This window comes from Ensifer oleiphilus (genome assembly GCF_013371465.1).
Classification (GTDB): Bacteria; Pseudomonadota; Alphaproteobacteria; order Rhizobiales; family Rhizobiaceae; genus Ensifer; species Ensifer oleiphilus.
Genome location: NZ_JABWDU010000012.1, coordinates 1 through 22,456 on the forward strand (window position 1 = coordinate 1; position 22,456 = coordinate 22,456).

The 22,456-nt window shown below is 61.6% G+C and carries 17 protein-coding genes; 6 read left to right on the top strand and 11 right to left on the bottom strand.

All coding sequences use genetic code 11. The features are described 5' to 3' along the window. Positions 1-273: 273 nt before the first annotated feature. From HT585_RS29210 to HT585_RS29220, 3 genes are all read left to right on the top strand, one after another. A complete protein-coding gene (locus tag HT585_RS29210) occupies positions 274-3,741 on the top strand; it encodes a cadherin-like domain-containing protein (protein ID WP_176356294.1) in 3,468 nt (1,155 codons plus the stop codon). A gap of 46 nt (positions 3,742-3,787) precedes the next feature. Beyond that, the gene (locus HT585_RS29215; RefSeq protein ID WP_176356295.1) at positions 3,788-5,113 is read left to right on the top strand and encodes an HlyD family type I secretion periplasmic adaptor subunit; all 1,326 of its coding nucleotides are present in this window, start codon (positions 3,788-3,790) and stop codon (positions 5,111-5,113) included. Between the two features lie 184 nt (positions 5,114-5,297). Continuing rightward, positions 5,298-5,798, top strand: coding sequence for a type II TA system antitoxin MqsA family protein (locus HT585_RS29220; RefSeq protein WP_210270620.1), 501 nt, complete (start codon positions 5,298-5,300; stop codon positions 5,796-5,798). 408 nt (positions 5,799-6,206) lie between these two features. Here HT585_RS29220 and HT585_RS29225 read toward each other — a convergent pair whose 3' ends face one another. Then, on the bottom strand, positions 6,207-6,434 hold the full coding sequence (locus HT585_RS29225; RefSeq protein WP_176356296.1) for a BrnA antitoxin family protein: 228 nt from the start codon (positions 6,432-6,434) through the stop codon (positions 6,207-6,209). Between the two features lie 391 nt (positions 6,435-6,825). Between HT585_RS29225 and HT585_RS29230 the strand changes: the two genes are divergently transcribed. Then, positions 6,826-7,488, top strand: coding sequence for an adenylate/guanylate cyclase domain-containing protein (locus HT585_RS29230; protein ID WP_210270621.1), 663 nt, complete (start codon positions 6,826-6,828; stop codon positions 7,486-7,488). A gap of 440 nt (positions 7,489-7,928) precedes the next feature. Here HT585_RS29230 and HT585_RS29235 read toward each other — a convergent pair whose 3' ends face one another. Then, positions 7,929-8,171, bottom strand: a complete 243-nt coding sequence (locus HT585_RS29235; RefSeq protein ID WP_176356298.1) for a hypothetical protein — start codon at positions 8,169-8,171, stop codon at positions 7,929-7,931. Between the two features lie 271 nt (positions 8,172-8,442). Between HT585_RS29235 and HT585_RS29240 the strand changes: the two genes are divergently transcribed. Next, the gene (locus HT585_RS29240) at positions 8,443-9,897 is read left to right on the top strand and encodes a TrkH family potassium uptake protein (protein WP_176356299.1); all 1,455 of its coding nucleotides are present in this window, start codon (positions 8,443-8,445) and stop codon (positions 9,895-9,897) included. Between the two features lie 35 nt (positions 9,898-9,932). On the opposite strand, the gene HT585_RS29245 is transcribed toward HT585_RS29240, so the two are convergent. From HT585_RS29245 to HT585_RS29285, 9 genes are all read right to left on the bottom strand, one after another. Next, positions 9,933-12,290 carry a Wzz/FepE/Etk N-terminal domain-containing protein gene (locus tag HT585_RS29245; protein ID WP_176356300.1) on the bottom strand — a complete coding sequence of 786 codons (2,358 nt, stop codon included), beginning with the start codon at positions 12,288-12,290 and terminating at the stop codon, positions 9,933-9,935. Between the two features lie 68 nt (positions 12,291-12,358). Further along, the gene (locus tag HT585_RS29250) at positions 12,359-13,264 is read right to left on the bottom strand and encodes a UTP--glucose-1-phosphate uridylyltransferase (protein WP_176356301.1); all 906 of its coding nucleotides are present in this window, start codon (positions 13,262-13,264) and stop codon (positions 12,359-12,361) included. 4 nt (positions 13,265-13,268) lie between these two features. After that, on the bottom strand, positions 13,269-14,285 hold the full coding sequence (locus tag HT585_RS29255) for a glycosyltransferase family 2 protein (RefSeq protein ID WP_176356302.1): 1,017 nt from the start codon (positions 14,283-14,285) through the stop codon (positions 13,269-13,271). Further along, the gene (locus HT585_RS29260; protein WP_176356303.1) at positions 14,282-15,229 is read right to left on the bottom strand and encodes a glycosyltransferase family 2 protein; all 948 of its coding nucleotides are present in this window, start codon (positions 15,227-15,229) and stop codon (positions 14,282-14,284) included. Before HT585_RS29260 ends, HT585_RS29255 begins: the two co-directional genes overlap by 4 nt. Continuing rightward, on the bottom strand, positions 15,226-16,224 hold the full coding sequence (locus HT585_RS29265) for a glycosyltransferase family 2 protein (RefSeq protein ID WP_176356304.1): 999 nt from the start codon (positions 16,222-16,224) through the stop codon (positions 15,226-15,228). Before HT585_RS29265 ends, HT585_RS29260 begins: the two co-directional genes overlap by 4 nt. Then, positions 16,221-17,423, bottom strand: a complete 1,203-nt coding sequence (locus tag HT585_RS29270) for a glycosyltransferase family protein (protein ID WP_176356305.1) — start codon at positions 17,421-17,423, stop codon at positions 16,221-16,223. Before HT585_RS29270 ends, HT585_RS29265 begins: the two co-directional genes overlap by 4 nt. Before the next feature lie 106 nt (positions 17,424-17,529). After that, positions 17,530-18,312, bottom strand: coding sequence for an endo-1,3-1,4-beta-glycanase ExoK (gene exoK / locus HT585_RS29275; protein WP_176356306.1), 783 nt, complete (start codon positions 18,310-18,312; stop codon positions 17,530-17,532). Between the two features lie 2 nt (positions 18,313-18,314). Further along, positions 18,315-19,430 carry an acyltransferase family protein gene (locus HT585_RS29280; RefSeq protein ID WP_176356307.1) on the bottom strand — a complete coding sequence of 372 codons (1,116 nt, stop codon included), beginning with the start codon at positions 19,428-19,430 and terminating at the stop codon, positions 18,315-18,317. 410 nt (positions 19,431-19,840) lie between these two features. Continuing rightward, on the bottom strand, positions 19,841-21,325 hold the full coding sequence (locus HT585_RS29285; protein WP_176356308.1) for a lipopolysaccharide biosynthesis protein: 1,485 nt from the start codon (positions 21,323-21,325) through the stop codon (positions 19,841-19,843). A gap of 123 nt (positions 21,326-21,448) precedes the next feature. Between HT585_RS29285 and HT585_RS29290 the strand changes: the two genes are divergently transcribed. Further along, complete coding sequence (locus tag HT585_RS29290; protein ID WP_176356309.1) at positions 21,449-22,414, top strand: glycosyltransferase family 2 protein; 966 nt, start codon at positions 21,449-21,451, stop codon at positions 22,412-22,414. Positions 22,415-22,456: the final 42 nt, after the last annotated feature.

A 22,456-nucleotide genomic window follows, 5' to 3' on the forward strand; every position in this document is an offset into this window, starting at 1 on the left:
GGTCGCCTTCGGCCCGAAGGAGGAGATCCTGCCGTCGCAGAAGATGCGGCCGCTGGTGGTGGAGAAGAACCGCAGGGACGCCGCCGGCAGGGCGGATGCCGGCATGGGCCAGGCAATGGGCCAGCCGCAACGGGTGCCGGCGGAATAGCCGGTGCGCCCCCCCAGGGGATCGGCCGCCTTCGGGCGGCGGATCCCATCAGACGTCAAGCGACACGAGGCCAAGGCGCAAGACACGCTCCGCGATAGGAGCCAGCACCGGCCGAGGAGGATGTCATGGACGAGAAGCTCATCCTGAAGCGACCCGACAGCCAGCAGGCGGTCGCGCCGATGAACCGTTACGAGATCGCCGACAAGCCGGAGCGCAAGCGCGGCCGCATGCTGTTGTCGGCCCTGTTTCTCGGCGGTCTCGGCTCGGTGTTTGCCGGCCGCGACGAGGCGGGCGGCAATACGCCGGCGCATCAGCCCCTTGGCGACGACGGGGCGATCGCGCCGGAACCCGAGCAGCCAACCGGGCCGGATCTGGCCGGCGCGCTCGATGTCGTCAACGATGTCGCCGATTATTTCCGCGAGCTGATGGCCGACTTCGCGCTGACGACCGGCACGGTGCCAACGGTGACCGGCCGGCTGCGCGCCTCGGTGCGGCTGTCCTTCGACGACGGCCGTCCCGATACCGGCCTGGTCGACGACCGGCCGCTCCAGCAGAAGGCCCGCTCGGCCAACGACAATGGCCTGGAGAGCTTCAACTTCCCGCGGCTGTCTTCCTTCGGCAACCTGCCGTCATCAGGCGGCCGCAAGGACGACGACGACAATGACGACGACCACGGCGGTGGTGACGATGATAATGACGACGGCAATGGCAATGGCAATGGCGGCAATAACGGGGGAAACAACAACGGCGGCGGCAACAACGGCGGTGATGACGACGACGACGATGACGGCGCCACCCGCACCAACCGGCTGCCGGTGGTCACCGGCCGCAACATTCTTGCCAACGGCTTCATGAACCTGTCGGCGATCATCCTGCTCGATGATCTGCTCGCCAACACGCTCGATCCCGACGGCGACCGGCTGACGATCGCCAATCTGACCGTTTCTTCCGGTTCGGTGCGCGCTTACGCCGACGGCATGTGGCTCTATACGCCCGATCGCGGTGACATCGGCGAGGTTACCTTCAGCTATACCGTCTCCGACGGCAGCGGCAGCGTCGCCAATGGCGCGCTGCTTTCGCTGCTCGACTGGCCGGCCAACGAGATCAAGGGCACCGAGGGACCCGACGTGCTCCTCGGCACGCCGCGCCCCGACATCATCGCCGCCCTTGGCGGCGACGATATCGTCTATGGCCGCGAGGACGACGACCTGATCCTCGGCGGCACCGGCAACGACACGCTCTTGGGCGGCGACGGCAACGATACCCTTCATGGCGAAGACGGCGATGACCGGCTGTTCGGCGGCAATGGCAACGACATTCTGTTCGGCGGCGCCGGCAACGACCAGCTCTATGGCGAGGCCGGCGACGACATCCTCATCGGCGAGGCTGGCGACGATACTCTGTCGGGCGGCACCGGCGACGACCGGCTGTTCGGCGAGGACGGCAAGGATCGTCTCGAGGGCGATGCCGGCGACGATCTGGTCGATGGCGGCAGCGAGGACGATACGCTTGCCGGCGGCACCGGCGACGACACGGTTCTGGCCGGCGCCGGCAACGACGTCATCGTCACCGGACCGAGCAGCGAAGAGGCTCGTCTGGCACAGGCATCGCAGGCAACACCGGCCGCAACCACCGACGACGACGATGGCGACGACCATTATTCCGGCGGCACCGGCTTCGACACGCTCGATGCCAGCACCACCACGAACACCATCGTCGTCGACCTCGAAGCCGGCACGGCGTCAGGCGAAGAGATCGGCTCCGACACGCTCGACAGCATCGAGGCGGTCATCGCCGGCTCGGGCGACGACCAGCTTTCCGGCGATGCCGCCTGCAACACGTTGATCGGCAATGACGGTGACGACACCATCGATGGCCGCGCGGGCGACGACACGCTCACAGGCGGAAACGGCGACGACACCGTCAAGGGCGGAAACGGAAACGACACCGTCCTCGTCCAGGCCCGCGCCGAAGACCACAGCGACGATGACGACGGCGATGACACATACGAAGGCGGCGCGGGAACCGATACGCTCGATGCCAGCGCGACGACCGAGAGCATCGTCGTCGATCTCGAAGAGGGAACGGCCACGGGCGAGGAGATCGGCTCCGACACGCTCGACAGCATCGAGACCGTGATCGCCGGTTCCGGCGACGACGAGCTTTCGGGTGACGCGGCGAACAACACACTTGTTGGCAATGACGGCAACGATGCCATCGATGGCCGCGACGGCGACGATACGCTGGCCGGCGGCTGGGGCGACGATGTCGTCTCCGGTGGAGGCGGCGATGACACCATCGTCGTCGAGGCTCCGGTTTGCGCGCCTGGTGAGACGAGCGACGGCAACGATACCTATACTGGCGGGACCGGCTTCGACACGCTCGATGCCAGCGCTACCACCGAGAGCATCGTCGTCGATCTCGAGCAGGGAACGGCCACGGGTGAGGAGATCGGTTCGGACACGCTTCAACGGATCGAAGCCGTTATCGGCGGCTCCGGCGACGATCAGCTTTCGGGCGATGCCGAAGGAAACACCCTCTTTGGCAATGACGGCAACGATGTCATCGACGGCCGCGCCGGCAACGACACGCTGGCCGGTGGCCAGGGGAACGATACCGTCTCTGGCGACCAGGGCAACGACACGGTTATCGTCGTCGTGGCTGAAGGTGCCGGCAATGACGGCAATGACAGCTATTCGGGTGGGGACGGCATCGATACGCTCGACATGTCAGCGCTGGTGCAGGCCGTGCTTGCCGATATCGAGGCCGGTATTGCCGAAGGTGAGGAGATCGGTTCGGACCTGATCGACGGCTTCGACGTCATTGTCGGTGGCGACGGTGGCGACCGCCTGTCGGGTGGGGCCGGCAACAATATCCTGTCGGGCGGCGAGGGCAACGACGTGCTGCGCGGCCGCGGCGGCGACGATGTTCTCGTCGGGGGTGGCGGCAGTGACAAGTTGGAGGGTAACACCGGCAACGACACCTTCCTCGTGGTGATCGCGCCGGATGCAAGCGGTGACGACGGCAACGACCTGATCGACGGCAACGAGGCGGTCGATACCTACGACGCCTCGGCAGCGATGCAGGCCGTGGTGATCGACCTCGATCGTGGCACGGCCGAAGGGGTGGAGATCGGCACGGACCTGTTGACCTCGGTCGAAGGTGCTGTCGGCGGCAAGGGCGACGACGTGCTCATCGCCGGCAATGCCGTCAACTTCCTCGCCGGCGGCGACGGCGCCGACATCTTCGTCTTCCGCACGACCGCGTCGCTGGCCAATGACGGCAGCGGCCGCGACGAGATCCGCGACTTTGAGGTCGGCGACCGCGTCGACCTGTCGAAGATCGCCGAAGCCATCGGCGGGCTCGTCTTCGGCGGACTGCTGGAGGACGGCCAAGCACGGGAGGTGCACCAGATCACCTTCTATCACGAGACCTTCGGCGACGGCGAGCGCACCGTCGTTCGCGCCGTCGTCGACCTCGAACGCGATGAGGATCTGCAGTTCCTGATCGCCGGCCGCCACGAGCTCACCGAACAGGACTTTATCCTGGCCGCAACCGAAAACCCGGCGGACCAGTCGAGAGACACCGTCTGAACAACCACAGAACCCAGTCGTCACGCGTTATCGGGAGAAGAAGACCATGAAGACCACGGACAAGAGCACGACAGAGGCGACCGCCATGACAGTCCCACCGCCGGAAAAACCGCAGTTCGGCATCACCTCGCGCATCGCCGTGTCGGCGATCTTTGCCGCAACGCTGGTGTTCGGCGTCGGCGGCTGGGCCGCCCAGGCGAAGCTGTCGGGCGCCGTCATCACCCAGGGCCAGGTCGCCGTGTCCCAGCAGGTCAAGTTGATCCAGCACCGCGACGGCGGCATCGTCTCGGCCATCCCCGTCAAGAACGGCACCCATGTCCGGAAGGGCGACGTGCTGCTGCAGCTCGACGAGACCCAGACCCGGGTCGAGCTGTCGATCGTGCGCGGCCAGCTGCAGCAGTTCTACGCCATGCGCGCCCGGCTGACGGCCGAACGCGACGGCGACGCCACCGTCTCCTTCGGCGAGTTCGATATTCCAGAGGTGCTCAAAGCCAGCGAAGTGAAGCTGTTCGAAGCCAATCGCCGGATGATCACCAGCCAGGAAGAGCAGATGCGGCTGCAGATCGGCCAGTTCGAGGAGCAGATCCGTGGCCTCAAGGCCCAGACCGGTTCCAGCGACAAGGAGAAGGAGATCGTCGAGAAGGAGATCACCAAGCTCGACACGCTGCTCAAGAGCGGCCTGGTGCCGGTCTCCGAGCATCGCGACCTGTTGCGCCAGATGGCCCGCATCGACGGCTCCAAGGGGGAACTCTTGGCGCGCATCGCCGAGGCGCTCGGCCAGATCAGCGAGCTGCGCATCAAGCTGATGTCGATCGACCAGAACAACCGCAAGGAAACGCAAGGCCAGATCGTCGGGCTCGAGGCCAAGATCGCCGAACTGACGGAACGGGCGGTGGCGGCAAAGGACCGGCTGTCGCGCATGGAAGTGCGTGCCCCCGTCGACGGTCTCGTCTACGACCTGCAGGTCCACACCATCGGCGGCATCATCGCGCCCGGCGCCACCGCCATGTCGATCGTGCCCGAGGGCGAGGACCTGACGGTGGAGATCCGCATCCCGCCTGTCGACATCGACCGCATCGCGCCCGGCCAGAAGAGCCGCATGCGCTTTACCGTCTTCAACCAGCGAACGACCCCCGAACTCGACGGCCGCATCGACGTCATCGCCGCAGCCACCACGCTCGACCGCAACACCGGACAGCCCTTCTATCTCGCAACCGTCGAGATCACCGAACCGCTCGACAAGCTCGGTGGCCGCAAGCTCATGCCCGGTATGCCCGTCGAAGTCTTCGTCCAGACCGACGAGAGAACCGCGATCTCATACCTCACGAAACCATTCACAGACCAGATGCTCAGGGCATTCCGCGAGGAGTGAGGGGAGACGGTCGGTAAGGGCTAAATGATAGCGACAGGAGCTATCGTTTGGTGAACCGGCACCGGATGAGCAGATACACTCAGTATCTTTCGCTTCGGCGGTTGTGTCGCTTGGCTGGCCATCGCTCTTTGGGCCATGAGAAGGGGCGCATTTCCATCCGGTCCACACAGGGGGGAGCCCGTTAATGCAGTTGGGCCAAATTGTCGAGATCGCCTACACTGGCGCTCGTCGCCGCAGACATACATCGCTCGGAGGCTTGAAGATGACATGCCCATACTGCGGAAGAGGCACACTCGTCAGAGATACGCGCGATGTTCCCTATGTCTACAGAGGGGTGGGCATTCTTATCGAAAAGGTGGCGGGCCGATTTTGCAATGAATGCAATGAAGTTGTTCCAGATGACACGGACGGGAGGCGGATCATCAAGGCGATGCTCGAACTCAAGAAGAAAGTGGATACAGAGAAGGTCGATCCGCGATTCATTACGACTGTTCGAGAGAAACTACATCTCGGCCAGAAGGAGGCGGAAGAGCTGTTCGGTGGCGGAATCAACTCATTCTCGCGTTACGAAACAGGGGAGTCAAAGCCGCCGCTGTCTCTCGTTAAACTGTTCTGCATACTCAACCTTCACCCGGAATTGCTTATCGAGGTTCGCAGTGGGTGCCCCACATTACCCGAGGAATAAAGGCCGACAAAACTCGGAACCACTCAATGAGTTACTTCCTTCCAAGGTAGCGTTTTGCGCCATTAGTCTGTGAAGAAAGGGTCCCGCCCTCAGGAGCCTTCTCCCACTACTCTTAGCGGCAAGCACCTTCTTGCGCGATTGCTCACCGCGGGTTGCGACTGGATAGACGTCTGTCGATCTCATCGGGACACCGACCGCAGTCTCAGACGAACCGGGTCCGCGGGTTCACCCAACATCGCAGGGCATGCAGCCCATTTTGCTCGTATCGAGCCCGCCGAATAGTTTCGCAGTATGCGCGAGGGTGCTGATCCTGTGCCTGACGCCCATCACCCGGCGTGCCGATGACGAACGTTCGCCGGTCAAGCCGGGCAGACCCGGCAGTCATTGGTTGGATCAACTGACTTCGGATCAAGCATCCTTGTCGAGATCGGTCGTATCTCGTAGAGCTTTCTGCATTCTTGCGCGCCAATCCCCACCAGATGCCTTGAACCAGGCGATTACGTCGATATCGACGTTGAGGGTGAGTTTGGTTGTAGACCCGTCGGAGGGTGGCGCTTGCTTCTTGAGTGCTCGCGGACGTTCGAGAACCTGCTGCACCAGGTCGCCGGTAGCGCGTGTGGAAATTGCTTTCGCCATATGCCAGCCTTACGTCGTTTTGATGCCAGGCAGTATGTCACGCTTCCATCTGGCCGCCTTATCATTTATTGGCCCCGTGTGGGCACGCAATCGCTTTGCGGGGAACTTCGGGCAATGAACGCTGGTCTGCGCCGGAGCAAGTGCAACTTTGACCTTCTTCACGCATTCCCATTGCGCGTCTGGTCGCGCAGCCGAACTTGGCTGCTCCATTCTCTCAGGAATTGATGCCTTGATGGGGTGGTCGATTTAGTCGGTAGGGCGGTGCATAAAGAAGGCTCGGGCAGCAATGGGTAACGAGGGGCGCTGAGCCAGCCCCCATTCGCCTCATCGCGTCACTGACCGGAATTTGCGTTATGATGTAAGAAATTAGCGCGTCGCAGTGGAGAGGGATATGAGGCCGACACGGAGTTTTGTGCACGCTTCGGCTACCGTTGCGTTTATTGATCTGGCCGGATTCAGCGCAATTGCCGACGTTTATGGAGATTCCACCGCGATTGGCATTCTTGAACTTTTCGAGAGCATGGTCTGCGAAGCTCTTAACGGCTATGAGCCTCCGATCAAATGGATTGGAGATGAGGCAATGCTCTCGTTTCCTGAGCCGCAAATGGCGATCCAGGCGCTGGGAACGCTGTTGCAGGCATGCCGGAACGAACCCCGCCTACCGCTTACTCGGGCAGGGCTGAACCACGGACCCGTCATCCTTAGAGCAGGTGATCTCTTTGGCTCGACCGTCAATATCGCAGCTCGCATCGCCGCGCTCGCATCTCCCGGTCAATTGCTTGCTACCCGAGCCATTGCCGAGGCGGCTGCCGCAAACGGTATTGTTGTAACTGATCTCGGGACGGTGGCGCTTCGCTCGGTAACCGGGGATATCGCTCTTTACGAGATCGAGTTTGCGCCATCCGCGGATCCGGCCTGGATCGATCCGGTCTGCAAGATGCATGCACCGTACTCGGCCTATCGTCGCGCCGCGCCGCAAGGGCCGTGGTTCTGCTCGCCGCGATGCGAAGAGGCATTTCGCAAATCGCCGCAGACCTACGGCTTGCCCCGCTGACGATGCGCTAACGAATAGATCCGGCCACCGCAGCCCGTCGGGCGGCCGTAAAGGTGACCGGCGGACCTGTTGGTGAGCGTTCCCCAGCGCGATAGCCGCGCGCATGTTCCAAATCCCACGAGGGGCAAGCAAGTTTGCTTCACCGCATGCCTCAAATTCTACGCCGGAGCCTGTGGCGAGATCCTTGGGAACTCTCCCGGCAGTGATTTTGCCCTCATAACAGCGGTCTGCAAGGCACTTAACGCACGTTTCGCACCAGGAGCACTCGCCCACAGCGAAAGAGGTGCGAGTAGCTTGGTCCCGAAATCGCAAAGGGCGGCATTCTAGGCAATACGCCATCGTCGATACAGCCTTCAGCGGGTGACGAGCGCCTACCAGGCACAGGAGGCAAGCTTCGGGCCGATGTTCTCCGCTGCGGCCAAAGTCGATGCCAACGATCGCTAGCCACGCGCAACGCGGCTCGTCGCGGGCTCAAGCCCCTTGCCGCGATAGGCGACCGGGATGCCCAATGTCTCATGGGCCGTTGCCAACGCCTCGAGCCAGGTCGCCAGTTCTGCCGGCACCTTTTCGTCGCCCGTTTCCATCGCCTCGATCCACGCCAGATTGCAATGGAGCGCGCTCGCGAGATTGATCGGCGTCCAGCGAAGGGCAAGTAGGCATTGGGTAAATCGTGCGGGGGTCATTTTTTGCTCAGGGTTGCGAGGGCGTCTGTTCAATGAGGCTTTACACGTAGAAATGAGTCAAGGTGATGACGTGTCGCACCACGATCACGTGATCATGCGTCCGGTCCACAGCGATTGTCGGGATGGTGTGACACTTGCCGGTATAAGCGCCGCGTGATGTCGAACTTGCGTTCGTCGGCGCTGCCCGGTAATGCCGATGATGATGGCCGGCGACCCCGACTCGCGCAGTGCGAGCGGAGACCAGGACAGCCAAGACCGGGGCGATTGACCGTTGAACGCGACCATTTACCAGTCCGCCATCAACATTGCCGCAAAGGTCGGCCTCTATCTCTCGCTCACCATGTTCATCCCCGCGCTGGTCGATCTATATTTCGCTCATCCGGACTGGAAGGTCTTCGCCCTCTCGGCCTGCCTGATGGGCAGCCTTTCGCTGGTAACCGTGGCGGCCACACAAGGCGGTCCGCCAGTCTTCAACCGCAAGATGGGCTTTCTGCTCGTCAACCTGCTGTGGCTCGTCGTCTCGTTCGTCGGTGCCATTCCCTTCTGGCTGTCTTCGGTCAATCTCGATTTTGCCGAGGCTCTGTTCGAATCCGTGTCGGGCATCACGACCACTGGCTCGACCGTGATCGCCGGCCTGGACAACGCGCCGCCCGGTATCCTCGTCTGGCGCTCGCTGCTGCACTGGCTCGGGGGCATCGGGATCGTGGCGCTCGGCCTGTTCGTCATGCCGTATCTGCGCGTCGGCGGCCTGTCGTTTTTCAAGATGGAATCGTCCGATACCACCGAGAAGCCGTTTGCGCGCATCGTCACCTACACACGGGCATTCGTCCTGATCTACATCGTCCTGACGGTGACCTGCGCGATCATCTACGGCTATCTCGGCATGAACCGCTTCGATGCGATCAATCACTCGATGTCGACGATCGCGACCGGCGGCTTTTCTACCCACGATGCCTCGCTCGGCTACTTCAACAGCCTGCCGATCCTGTGGGTGGCGACCTTCTTCATGACGGTCAGCAGCCTGCCGTTTTCGGTTTTGATCCTCTTCATCGTGCGCGGTCGGCTGGACACACTGAAAGACCCTCAGATCATCGTGTTCCTGTCCTATCTGACGGTACTGGCGATCGCAGCCAGCCTCTACCAGCGCCTGGAAAACGGCGTCGCCTTTCATGAAGCGCTGGCGCATTCGTTCTTCACGGTGTCGTCGATCCTGTCGACGACGGGCTTTGCCAGCGATGACTACATGCTGTGGGGGGATTTCATCGTAGCGCTCGCCTTTGCCGCGACCTTCATGGGCGGATGTTCCGGTTCGACGGCTGGCGGCATGAAAGCCTATCGCTTTATCATCATCTTCAATTCCATTCGGGCAGGGCTCTATAAGCTCATCTACCCGAACGGGATCCATACGGTTCGCTATGGCAAGGCGCTGGTCGATATCGACGTTCAGCGCACCGTCTTCCTGTTCTTCACCGCCTATATGTTGATCTGGGCCTTCGGCAGCCTTGCCATGGGAGCCTTTGGTTACGATCTCCTGACATCGGCGTCGGCGGTTGCCACGGCTCTTTCAAACGTCGGTGCCGGGCTCGGCCCGATCATCGGGCCGGCCGGAAACTTCTCCACCTTGCACGATCCGGCACTCTATCTCCTGTCGATCATGATGCTGCTGGGACGTCTTGAGATCCTGACCGTTCTCGTCGTCCTGACCCCGCTGTTCTGGAAGGATTGAGGCCGGAGAGCCAAGATCGATTGGGCTCCCGTCGTTCAGACCGGTTCCGCTTCGCGCCGGGTTGCGGCGTTGTCGACGTAGTACTTCTCGAAACGGTGGCGATACTGTTCGGCAGCGCCGAAGTCGCTGTATTTCGCCAATTCCCGCATGTCGGTCTTGTTGAGGATCACGCCCAGGATTTTTGCGTTGATCTCGGGTTCGGCGTGAAGCAGGTCGCGCACGAGGCGTGACGGCGTACGGCCCCATTCGGCGACGAAGAGGAAGCCGTCGGCAAGCGGCGAAAACGCCTTCGCATCGACGACAGGCGCGAGAGCTGCAAGGTCGACGATCACATAGTCGAAGGATTTGCGCGCATTGGCAATCAGGTCCGACATCGCCGGCGAGGCGAGCAGCTCGTGGCTGTCATGCGGATAGTGGTTGGTGGCCTCGCCACCGACCGGGAAGATCGCCAGCTTCGTCTGATGATCGATCTTGATGCCGGCCGGCCAGGAGGTCTCTCCGGTCAGCGCCTCGACAAGTCCGGTCTTCGGCGCCGGGTTGATCATCTTGCTCAAGCCTGGCTTGCGTATATCCGCATCGATCAGCAACGTCCGCTTGCCGCTGGCGGCGAGAAGAGCCGCATAGTTGGCCGCGACGATCGACTTCCCTTCGTCTGGCACCGCCGACACGATACCGACGACCCGACACGCGTTGCCGTGCAGCATCTGGTCGCAAGCGAGCTTGGCGTTGCGGAAGGTCTCGGTAAAGGATGATCGCGGCGCGTCAAGCACGATGCGACTGACCCGTTCGAAGGGAACCGGGTCCGGTGTCGGTTGGACTGGTCCCTTGTCCTTCACCAGCCGCGCGCGCATCTGGTCCGCCGCCGTCGGTGGCCGCGGGCCGATCAGGGGGACATAACCCAGCGATCGGTGGCCGAGGATCGAGCGCACATCGCCTTCAAGGCGGAACGTGCGCTCGCGGAATTCCTGAAACGCCGCAAATGCGCCGCCCGCCATCATGCCGAGAACGGCGGAGAGCGCCAGGATCATCGTCTTCTTCGGGCTCGAGGGCGAAACCGGCACGCCCGCTTCGGAAATCACGCGGGCCTTCGCGATCGGAAACGATCGCTGCTGTGCGGCCTGCTCATAGCGGCCGAGATAGGATTCGTAGAGCGTCTTCAGGGCTGCCGCCTTCTGCTCAAGTTCGCGCAGATGCACGAGTGACCTATTGGCATCGGAGTTTCGGCCGGTGGTTCCCTCGATGTTTTCGCGCAGTGAGGCTTCCCGTGAGCGGGCGACTTCGTATTCATTACGGTAGCTGGACGTCAGCTGCTGCAGTTCCTGGTAGATCTGGCGGCCGATATCGTTCTTCTCGGTCCTGAGCGAAACCGCCTGCGGATGATCGGCGCCGAAGCTCTGCGTCACTTCTTGTTCGCGCTTGCCGACGGAGAGATAGCGCGTCCTGAGGTCACGGATCACCGAATTGTCGCCGTCCTTGGACGAGATTGTCGCGTTGTCGACAGCCTTCTCCGGGCCCTGTTCGACGATTGCTTGAAACTGCTTGTAGCGGGCAGAAGCTGTGGCGGTGTCGGCCTGGGCAATGATGAGCTGGCTGTTCAGGTCAGAGAGCTGCTGCTCAGACATCAGTTCGCCGCGCGCAGAGGTCAGGCCATTGTCGGTGCGGAATTGCTCGACCTCAAGGGAAGCGACCTGCGACCGTTGCCGGAGGTCGGCGAGACGCTCCTGCAGCCACACGGATGCCCGTTCTGTCGCCTCGAAATTGGCGTTCAACTGGTCGGTCAGATAGGCGTCCGCATAGGCGCGCACCACTTGCGCTGCCAGTTGCGGATCGCTCGAACGGAAGGAAAGGGCAACGACCGAGCTTCGTGACACGCGCTCAACCGCAAGGCCCTGCTGGATGAGGGCGGCTGCCTTCTGCCGCCGTCCGCTGCGCGCGGCCTCTTCTGAGACCTCAGGGCCTCCGCCAAAGACGCCGGTGATCGTCTTCATCCAATCCTTGACGACACCGAAAGGCGAGCGCGGTGGATTGAGGATAGTGCCGTTATCGGCAAGGTTGATCTTGTCGACGACGCGCAGTGCCAGTTCGCCCGACTTCAGGATTTCGACGGCACTTGCTATCTGGGTATCGAGCAACTGGCTGTTCTGCGGCGAGGCCTCTTCTTCCGCGTATTTGGAGAGGTTCTCGTCGAGCAGGATCTGCGTCATCGACGTATAGTTCGGCGTCGCGAACATAAGGTAGAGGCCGCCGAGCACGACGAACAGGGCAACGAAAAGCCCAACTGTCTTGCCGCGGCGAACCGCCACCGAAAAAAGCCGGTCGAGGTCGATGAAGCCATCGGATTCCTCGGCTTGTCGGGGCAAGACGCTACTGAACGGTAGACTTCTTTGTTTCATTGGGTCGCTCTGTCCGTTTCCATATAGTCAATCGGCCGGCGCCCTTGTTCAGGGCGCCGGAGCCGGGTTTATGCCGCGCGGATGCGGCCTTCGTGAGACAAAACCATGTCCCGGACCGATTCGTAGACCAGGTCGCCGATATCTTCCCGGGTCAGGGCGAAGGCGACATTCGCCTCGATGAACCCATGCTTTGAGCCGCAATCGAAGGTCCGGCCATCATAGGGATGGGCGTGGAACGATTGATCTTTCGAAAGTTTCAGCATGCCGTCGGTCAGCTGGATCTCGTTGCCGGCGCCGCGCTGCTGGCGGGCGAGAATGCCGAAGATGTCGGGCTGGAGAACGTAGCGGCCATTGAGATAGAAGTTGGATGGTGCTTCTCCTGCGCGTGGCTTTTCGACCATTTCGGTGACCGCGAAACCATGCGGAACACTCGCTCCCTTTCCGACGATGCCGTATTTGGAGGCATCCTCGGGCGCGCATTGTTCGACGCCGACGACGTTGCCGCCGGTTTGACGATAGAGATCCATCAGCCCGGCCATGCAGCCGCGCGCGCCATAGGAAAGCATATCAGGCAGTAGCAATGCGAAAGGCTCGTCGCCGATCAGGTCTCGAGCACACCAGACGGCATGGCCGAGGCCAAGGGGCGCCTGTTGCCGGGTGAAGCTGACGGAGCCTGCTTTCGGCAGCATGCTCTCAAGCTCTGAAATCTGCGCATTCTTTCCCGAGCGCGTCAGCGATGAAATCAACTCGGGCGTGTCGTCGAAGTGATCCTCGATCGCCTGCTTATTGCGGCTGGTGACGAAGACGATGTGCTCGATGCCGGCCTCGCGGGCCTCATCAACGGCATATTGCACGACCGGACGATCGACGATCGTCAGCATCTCTTTCGGCACAGCCTTGGTCGCTGGAAGGAAACGCGTGCCGTTGCCGGCAACCGGAATAACTGCTTTTCTGACAGTTCTGATACGGTCCATGGCATTATCCTTTTTTCGTGTGAGGGCTTTTGCCCGATGTGGATCGTTCAGCCGCCACTGTCATCGTGGCGGGCTTCAAGCGCGACAGCGGCGCGACGAGGCGACGCAGACGCACGGCGAGCGGCATCCGGAGATGCCGAAGCGCGCGGGGGCTGGAGAGTGCCGTCGTGACGGCGCTGCCCAGCGATCTGGATTTGATGTTGTCGACAAGCGTCAGAAAGGCATGCGCTTCCTTGAGGCTGCGGCTGCGCTTGCGCTGCATCGCCATGGCAGGTCCATCGATGGTGTGGGTGCGCAGGAAGTCGGCATCGGCGGCAACCATCGCATCGATGTGACTGCGTTCGAGCACGCGGGAGATCGAGCCTTCCCGGATGTGATAGCGATAGCCGGCTGATGGATCGACGACGCAGCGCCCGCCTTCGGCAAGGGCCGAGGCCAACAGGATATAGTCTTCGCCGATGCGGATATCTTCATTGAAACGCAGACGCTTCTGCTCGAGAAACCGACGGTCGAACATCGGCTTCATGTAGCCGAAATTGTAGGTCGAGCGAAAAAGCACGTTAGAGCCGATGAAGGCGGCAAGGGTGAGGATTGGTGTCTTCTCAAGCGTAGCGTCGGAAAACATCCGCTCGCGTCGGCCATCGAGGTTCAAGACTTCCAGATTGTCGACGGCGATGTCAGCCCTTTCGCTGCGTGCCCGCGCGATCATTCGAGCCAGTCGTCCCGGCCGAACAGTGTCGTCGGCATCGAGAATGGCGACCCAGTCGCCGCGGGCCGCGTCCAGGCCGGCATTGCGTGCGCCACCGGGACCGCGATTGGCGGGAAGCCGGATCAGCCGGATGCGCGGATCTGTCATCGCTTCTACGACGGCTCCGGTTTCATCCGGTGAAGCATCATCAACGACGATGACCTCGACCACGATATCTTCCTGGGCAAGCGCACTGTCGATGGCGCGCACGATCGTATCCGCCGCCCTGAAAGCGGCGATGACAAAGCTGACATCCGGGTTCGTTTTCGTCATGGCGCTGCTACTTCCGATGCGCCGTATTGCTCAAGTTCGCGTACGCCGAAGAGGCCGCTGACGACGCCGGCGTGCATGATGGCACGCAGCGCATAGCGCGAGCGGACCACCGGCGAGGCGACGAAAAGCAGGCTTGCTGTAAGGCAGTACCCGGACTTGGCAGCCGCGCGCACGATCTCAGCTGTCTTGCCGCTGGCGGCCGCAGTTTGCACCAACAGGCGGCCGTGGGTCTGGCCGGACCGAAAACGTCGTCTTGCCAGCCATTCGAAACGGGCGCGTTTTTCCGGCACGATCTCGTAGACCAGGGCATCCGGCGCATAGGCGATACCGCCGCCGTCGTTGTGCATATGGGTGAAGAACTCCGTATCCTCACCGCCGGTCCTGCCGAGCGCCAGGTTGAAACGCCGGCCGGCGAGTGAGGGTCTTTTGCGATCGAGCAGGACATTGCAGGTGTAGCCTGTCACGATCTCGCCGCCGACCCAGACCGGTCGCGTCGAATGGAAGTCGCCGCGGCGCATCCAGGACGGTGCGTCAAGGTCATACCCGGCGCGGACCGGGCCGAGAACTGCTTCCGCTCCGGTTGCTAGTGCCGTTTCCAGCAGGTGCGCCAGCCAGTCGCGCGAAACCGTTTCGTCGTCGTCGACAAAGGCAAGGTAGTCACCCGTAGCGTTGTCGAGGCAGGCGTTGCGCGCGATCGAGATATTGCTTGCCGGGCAATGTACATAGTCGATCTCGAAGGGAACCTCAGTCCGCAACGCGTCGACAAGTCCGGCAGCGCTTGGCTCGACATCGTTGTCGGCGACGATGATCCGGATGGCCGCTCCGTTCGGCACGCTGATGGCCGCCAGAGAGCGCAGGGTTTCGGCAAGCTCGGGCCGGCGAAAGGTGCAGACCGCGATGTCGACCCGCACACCCCCAGGCGTTTCGATGGCTGCCTCCGTCATGGTGCAACCCGCCTGTTGCGAAGGTCGAGCAATTCGCGCCAGAACCCGGCCGACCAGGCAAAATGCATCACCATGGCTGAGATCGCAGCAAGCGGGCCGTAGGGATTTTTCTGGCCGAGCGCCATCCAGGCACCGTAGCCGATGCAGGCGGCGGCCCAGAGCACGACCGGGACAACGGCAACCCAGTTGATCACGGCAAGAAGCGCGCCGATGGCAACAGGCGCGACTGCGAGCGGTAGCAATTGGCGCAGGCTCGGCACCACGCGATGCTTCAGCACATTGCGGGCGCGCCCACGGCCATAGCTGAAATACTGCCGGAACAGCGGCCCGACCTTGGCCCTGGGGTAATAGACCATGCTCGTTCGGTCGGTCATCCAGATGCGATAACCCGCCTTGCGGAAACGATAGTCGAACTCCGCATCTTCGTTGTGGCTGAAGCTTTCGTCATAACCGCCGATCGCCTGGAAGGCTGCGATCCGCATCAGCGCATGATGCCCGTGATCGGCCCAATGGCTTATGGCTCCGAGCCGGTGTTTGGCGCCGCCGTTTCCGAGTTTGGAATTCTGGGCGTAGGCGGTCGCCTTCTGAAAGGGCGTGAAGCCGACGGTCTCCATGGCGACGACGACGGAGTCGGCGCCGGTTGCGATCACTTCCTCGATCAGCTTCTGGCAATAATCATCCGGATAGGTGCCGTGCGCATCGATGCGGATCAGAAAATCGAAGGCGGCTCCATATTCGGCGACCGCAAGATTGATCGCGGCACTCTGGATGCGCCTGGGATTGTCGAGCACCAGGACGGCCGGATCGTCTTGGGCGAGCCGCGCTGCGATTGCGCGTGTGCCATCGGTGCTGCCGCCATCGGCAATCAGGATGACGGCATTGAGCGGCGCCAGTGATGGTCGAAGCTTGGCGACCAGTGCCTCGATATGGTCTGCCTCATTGAGGCAGGGGATGACGATCAGGCTGCGCGTCGACGTCAGATCTGTTGTGTTCATGACAAACCACCTTCGTTTTGACGGGCGTGGGAAAGGGGCGTTGTCGGCTCCGGGGTCGTCGTTGCGATGGTCGACAGGCGGCGCACGAGGTTCTCGCAATCATTGCGACCAAAGACCCAGGTGTCGGAATTGCACGCAGTCACGCGGTGCGACGCATCGGCGTAGCTGACCGCGTCGACGGCGCCGAGAAGTGCAACCAGATTGTCCGGCTCTGCCTCATCAAGCAGAAATCCGAGACTGCGGACTGCGAGAAAGCGTGCGGTCTCCGTGCCGCGCATGGCGATCGGAACTCGACCATAGCGGCAGCCCTCGTAGAGCCGGTTCGGAAGCAGCCATCTCGAGTTCTGGCCCTCCTCGAAGAAATCGATCGCCCAGGTGAAATCGACCTCTTCGTAGATGGCGCCGAGGTCCTCCGGGCTGCGATACGGGCCATGGAAGGTCATGTGCGGTTCGTTGCGAACGAAACCATCGAAATCGTCGAACTCGGAATAGGCGGGACGGCCGCGCAGAACGATTTCGAAGCGGCCCTCCATACGCCGGGAAAAGGCAGACAGCAGTTCGAGCGATTTGCGGCAGCGCAGCGCGCCGAACCAGCCGATCCGCCAGGGTCTGTCCATGCGTGGGGTGGTGACTGCTGCGAGCGGCGGATCACTGCGCTCGCCAAGCGCAAGCACCTTGTTCTCAATCAGCATGATCGGCGCGTCCAGGCCCGACCGCGGGCGGAAATAATGCTCGACGAAGGCGGGGGAACTGGTGATCAACAGCCGTGCGTTTCGTCCGAGATGGGCCTCACAGGCGCGCATGGCGCGTCCGGCCATATCGCTGCGCAGAAGCAGGCGATGAATGTCGAGGCATTCATAGACAATGGGAACGTCGCCGCCGAAAAGGCACACGGCCCTGTTGGCGACAGCGAGCATGTCGAGGTTGCGGGCAATAATCAGGTCCGGCCTGCCGACTGCGCGCAACTTGGCGGACAGCGACAGGCATGCCTTGGCGATCGCCCCCACCCGATGGGCAAAACGACCGTCACGTGTCGTCCCGAGCTCGATCGGCACGATGCCCTCGACGGCAGCCAACGCGTTCGAACCACGGCGAAAGCCGGCTAGCGTCACGCATGCACCGCCCGCCTGGAGCATCAGGATCCGGCGGCGGACCGCGGGGTCAGCCAGATCCTGTGCCAGATAGAGTATCTTCAGCATGAAAACGTCCGTTTTCCTGCTCAGCCAAAGCCAAGCGTCATTCAAGAAATCATGCGTCGCGACATTGGTGGCGCGATGCACGGTTGCGGGTGGCGCTTTGGCGGCTTCAGTCCAATTTGCAGGCGACGGATTCGGCGAACTGGCACTTGTCATCGGGCGCCGTGAAGGCGACCCGGTCGATCTGCAGCGCTGTCGGTCCCTTGTAGTTGAAGGTCCCCATCCAATCGCTGAGCGTGTCGGTCCCCCAAAGACTGAAGAAGATCTTCTGGGCGTTTGTCGGGATCTTGGCGGGATCGGTCACCTCGTGGACCAGCTCGCCATTGACGTAGTAGCGGATCCGTTCCTTCTCCCAGACGAAGGCATAGTCGTTGAAGCCCTGATTGGCGCCGCCCGGTACGTCTGCGAGTTTCTCGTTGCCGCCCTTGGCTGACACATATTGGTTGAGCTGCACCTTGGCCGGGTTTTTGCCGAGCACCTCGAAGTCGATCTCGTCATGGGGCTTCTTGTCGGCCGGACCGATGTAAGTGAAGAAGGCGGAGTTCAGCCCCGATCCGTCGGCGGCCTTGATGCGGGCTTCGTAGGTGCCATAGCCGAAGCGCTTGCGGGTCTGGACTTCGCCGCAGGCATAGCTCCGCTCGCCCTTTTTGCCTTCCTCGAACTTGAGCTCAAGGATGCCGTCGACGACCACCGCCTGCTCCTTCGACCAGGTGCAGTTCTGGTGGGGGCCGTTGTTCCAGCCATCGGAGACATACCAATGGCCAGCGTCGAGCGTGTCGAAAGTGTCGAGGAACGAGGTGCCGGTGGCGCCTTGCTGCGCATATGCGGAGCCGGCAAGCCCGGCTGCGAGGATAGTGAGCAGGGCGAGGCGGTGAGGTCTGATCGATCTCATGGTCAGGTCCTTTGCTGTGGCGAGTAATCGGAACGTCGTCCTGAGCCTGGGTGTGCGCTGGCTTGGGAGGCGCCGGTGCGGCTGCCGGTCAGGACGGCGGTGAAGCCCGGTGCGAGGCGCTTGGCAAAAGCATGCGCGGCAACGAGAAGGGCAATCGTGATGAATGGAATCACGAAGTAGAACAGGCGGTAGTCGGTGAAGCCGGTGCGGTTCCACACCATCCAGAAAAGGATGAGCACGGGGTAGTGGGCACAGAATATCCAGAAGCTGAGGCCGCCGGTGCGCGCCAGCCGTGAGGCGAACTTGGTGCGCATGAGAAGCGCGGAAACCGTCCAGGAACCGACGATGCCGGAAAGGGCCGTCAGGCTGCGCAGCATATCGACCCAGGCGGGAAAATCAGGTCCCGTCTGGTACAGAACGATCGACAACGCGACGGCAGCGGTAAGGAAGGTGGCGGCGACCAATCCGGCATAGGGATCGAGCCGCTTCACGTCGATGCGGTGCAGGCTCAGATAAATGCCGGTTGAAAAGCCGAACAGGATCGATTTTTTCAGGAAGATGCCGTTCGGCAGCGGAAGCACTGTGTAGGCCAGCAGCAGGCCAAGTGTCTGCAGCGGATAGCGCTTGATCAGCCAGGCGAGCAATGGCGAGAGCAGGATGCACAGCAGCAGATCGCGCAGGAAATAGAGGGGCACATTGATCGGCAGGCCCTCGAGCGCAAACGCCAGGCTTAGCCATTCGCGCGGATTGGCATTCGCCACATCCGGAAGGTAGCCGAAGCCGATATTCTTGAGTTGCGCGAGATAGACAAGTGCCAGAAAAGCGAGGTTCCACAGTAGGAAGGGAAGCAATACCGTGCGCGCTTTGGTTCGAAGCGTCTTCCTGTAGTCGAACGACTCCAAACCGCGGCGGAACAGCAGGTAGCCGGAGATCGCACTGAGGCACGGAACGCCGACGCGAAACAGGCTATCGCCCAGAAAAACGCGCAGCCAGTCCCATAACCCATAGGTCCCGAGGAATGGGCTCGTCTGCGGATCATGCGGCACATGTACGAAGACGATGCCCGAGATCAGCACGATGCGCATCAAATTGATCCGCGAGGAAATGTTCGCGTCCATAGCCACGATATCCGTCACTCCTATCTGCCAGCGCCATTTTCGGCGCCGTTTCAACAGAGCAGACTAGAGCCCGCATCCCTTAAGCTAGGGCAGCGGCGAGGCCCAAAATATGGCGGTGCAGCAAAAGAATCGGCCATGTTTTGTTGCGTTGCAGCAATCGCCACATTTCGCTTTCACTGCAAATTGAACGCGAATTGACTGCTACTATCCTCAAAAGCGCACCGGTTGCCGCATGTTGCGCAACATTCTCATATTCTAATCAACCGTGTCTTTGAGTTGAGCTTACTTGAGATTTTCACCAGCAATAAGTGCAGAGATTTCTTCGTTGATCATTGTCAATTGGATCATTTTTGGCTCCGGCCGTGGGAATTGCGGCGAGTGTGGGGCACCGCGCAGCTCACTAATCCATATTATTCCGCAGGTTCTGGAGCCGGTGTCGCTGCGCCACGTTGACGGATCATTTGCTGCAGTTTCCCCAACAATTTGCGCTCCATCAGAGCCATCAAAATGAGGTAGATGACACCGCCAATGGCAGCACCGACGAGCAGCTGCAGGACGGCACTGGGAACGTGCGAGCCGAAGCGCTCAAGGAGGAAGCGCACCGCAAGCGCCATGGCAAAGGCTGCAAACATTGGTCTCGTCGACACGAAGAAACCTCTGAAGAACGGCATGCGGTCCGCGCGGAAAACCACCCAGGAGTATCCGACCAGCGTCAGGACGTTGACGATGCAAAGGGCGATCATTGCCTCGACCAGCGAGCCGTTGATGGCGCCATAGGCAACTGCTCCGGTGGTGACGACCGCGCGGATCACCGCCCACCAGAACAAAACAGCGCCCTGGCCGATGCCCTTCAGATAGGGCACGTAGGTGCTGCACGGCGTAAGGATGCCCTTGGACAGGGCCAGAAGGCCGAGAACCGGCCAGGCGGCCGCCCATTGGCTGCCGAAGAGCACGAGCATTGCCGGCTCGGCGAGCGCCCACAGCCCGAACATCATCGGGGCGAGCAGCACGGTGGTCACCTGCGTGCTCAGCATCAGCGCCTGCGACCGGCGCGCACGGTCCTCGCCCATGTGGCTGAAGGCGGGGAAAAGCACGCCCATGACCGCCGACAGCACGATCTGGTTCGGGATGCTGGAGAAGCGGTTGGCGGCGGAATAGGCGCCCGCATCGGAAAGACCGAGATAGCGCGAAATCACCACCATCGGCGACTGGAAGGTAATAAAGTTGGCGATTTCTGAGCCCATCATGCCAAGACTGAAACGGCTCAATGTCCAGACGCGTCGAAACGAGAAGACCAGTCGAGGCACGTAGCCGGACACGGCATAGAGCCCGGCGAGGCGGATCAACGCCGATACAAAGAGCTGCCCCAAGAGCGACCAGACACCGAAGCCGGCAAGCGCCATGATGACGGCGACGAGTGCGCCAACCGTCTCCGAGATCATGCTCCAGGCGGCATCCTTGCTGAAATTCATGCGTCGGGCGAGAAGTGCATATGCGACATCGCCACCAAGCTGAAGCGGGATCAGCAGGCTCATGATCCGCAGCAGGTAAGCGGCATCGGGCGCGCCGAGCAGCGTCGCGATTGGCAGCGCAAAGACGAAAAGTCCAAGCGCCATAGCCATAGAAATCGCCAGATTTGCCCAGAAAGCCGAGTGGACGATGTCCATTTCCTCCTCGCGCTGAATGATCAGCGCAGAGGCCAGACCGGCGCCGCCGATCATCGCCAGAAACTGCACGACGGTGAGCGCGACGGCCACCGTTCCGAACTCTTCCGGCGTCAGGATGCGTGCAAGAATGGGCACGGTGACAAATTTCAGCCCGAATGTGCCTGTCTTTGAGAGCACGCTCCAGCCGACGTTGCGGGTGACGGATTTGACATTGACGGTTGAGGGCAAGGCGAACATCCCGTGAGCCCTTTGAAGCATGAGTGACAAAGGACAAGCAACAGATATACGGCCGCGACCCGGTGGGAGGTGACCACGCAAGACTCTTTGTAGAGAAACCGCAGGGGCGAAAAGATGGCAAAGCTTACGATTATTATCCCTTACTATCAGAAGGAGCCGGGCATTCTTCGGCGGGCGCTGAAGTCCGTGTTCGATCAGACATTTCAGGACTTTCACGTCTTGGTTGTCGATGATCAGTCGCCTTATCCCGTCGATGACGAATTGGCGCCGCTTGGCGAAGATCTGCGCGCGCGCATCACCATTGTGCGCCAGGCCAACCAGGGGCCGGGCGGTGCGCGCAACACCGGCCTCGACCATGTTCCTCATGACGCGGAGTTCGTGGCATTCCTCGATTCCGATGATGTCTGGACGCCCGACCACCTGAGGAATGCCTATCAAAGCCTGACGCGATTCGGTGCCGACTGCTACTGGGCCTCAATCTCGGGCGGCGATGCCTTCTATTATCATTTCGGTGTTGCCGATCTCCTGAAGAGCGATACCTGCATCCGGCTCCAGGAGAGACCGCTGGTGGTGGAACTGCCCGATCTTTCACAGGTGATGTTGCGGAATTGGAGCTTTCTGCACCTGTCTTGCATGGTCATCGGGCGCCCTCTGTTCGAGAGAATTCGCTTCGATGCCGCACTCCGGCTCGCGGCAGAAGACGTCCTGTTCTTCTGTGATTGCGTGCTTGCAGCGAAACGGGTGGTGCTCTGCGACGCAGCCGGCGCCGAACGTGGCGAAGGCATCAACATCTTCCATTCGATCGACAACGATTCGCCCGAATTCCTGCAGCAGCAGTTCAACACTTTCGTGGCGCTAGAAACGCTCGAAGGCAGGTTTTCGCGCCGGCCGCAGGAGATCGCCTCGATCCGGTCCTACCAGCACACGGCGCGCCGACAGGCCCTGTGGAGCCAGGCGCGGCGGCTGCGTCGCAAGCAAGCCCCGCAGTTGAGGCTGCTGGCACGCTGGGTTTGGCGCGATCCAAAATTGCTGCAAAGCGCGCTCCAACTGGCCGTCGGCAAACTATCACCGCAACGCTGATCACAAAGACAGCATCCCTCAGGAGGGAACAGGGACGCCGCA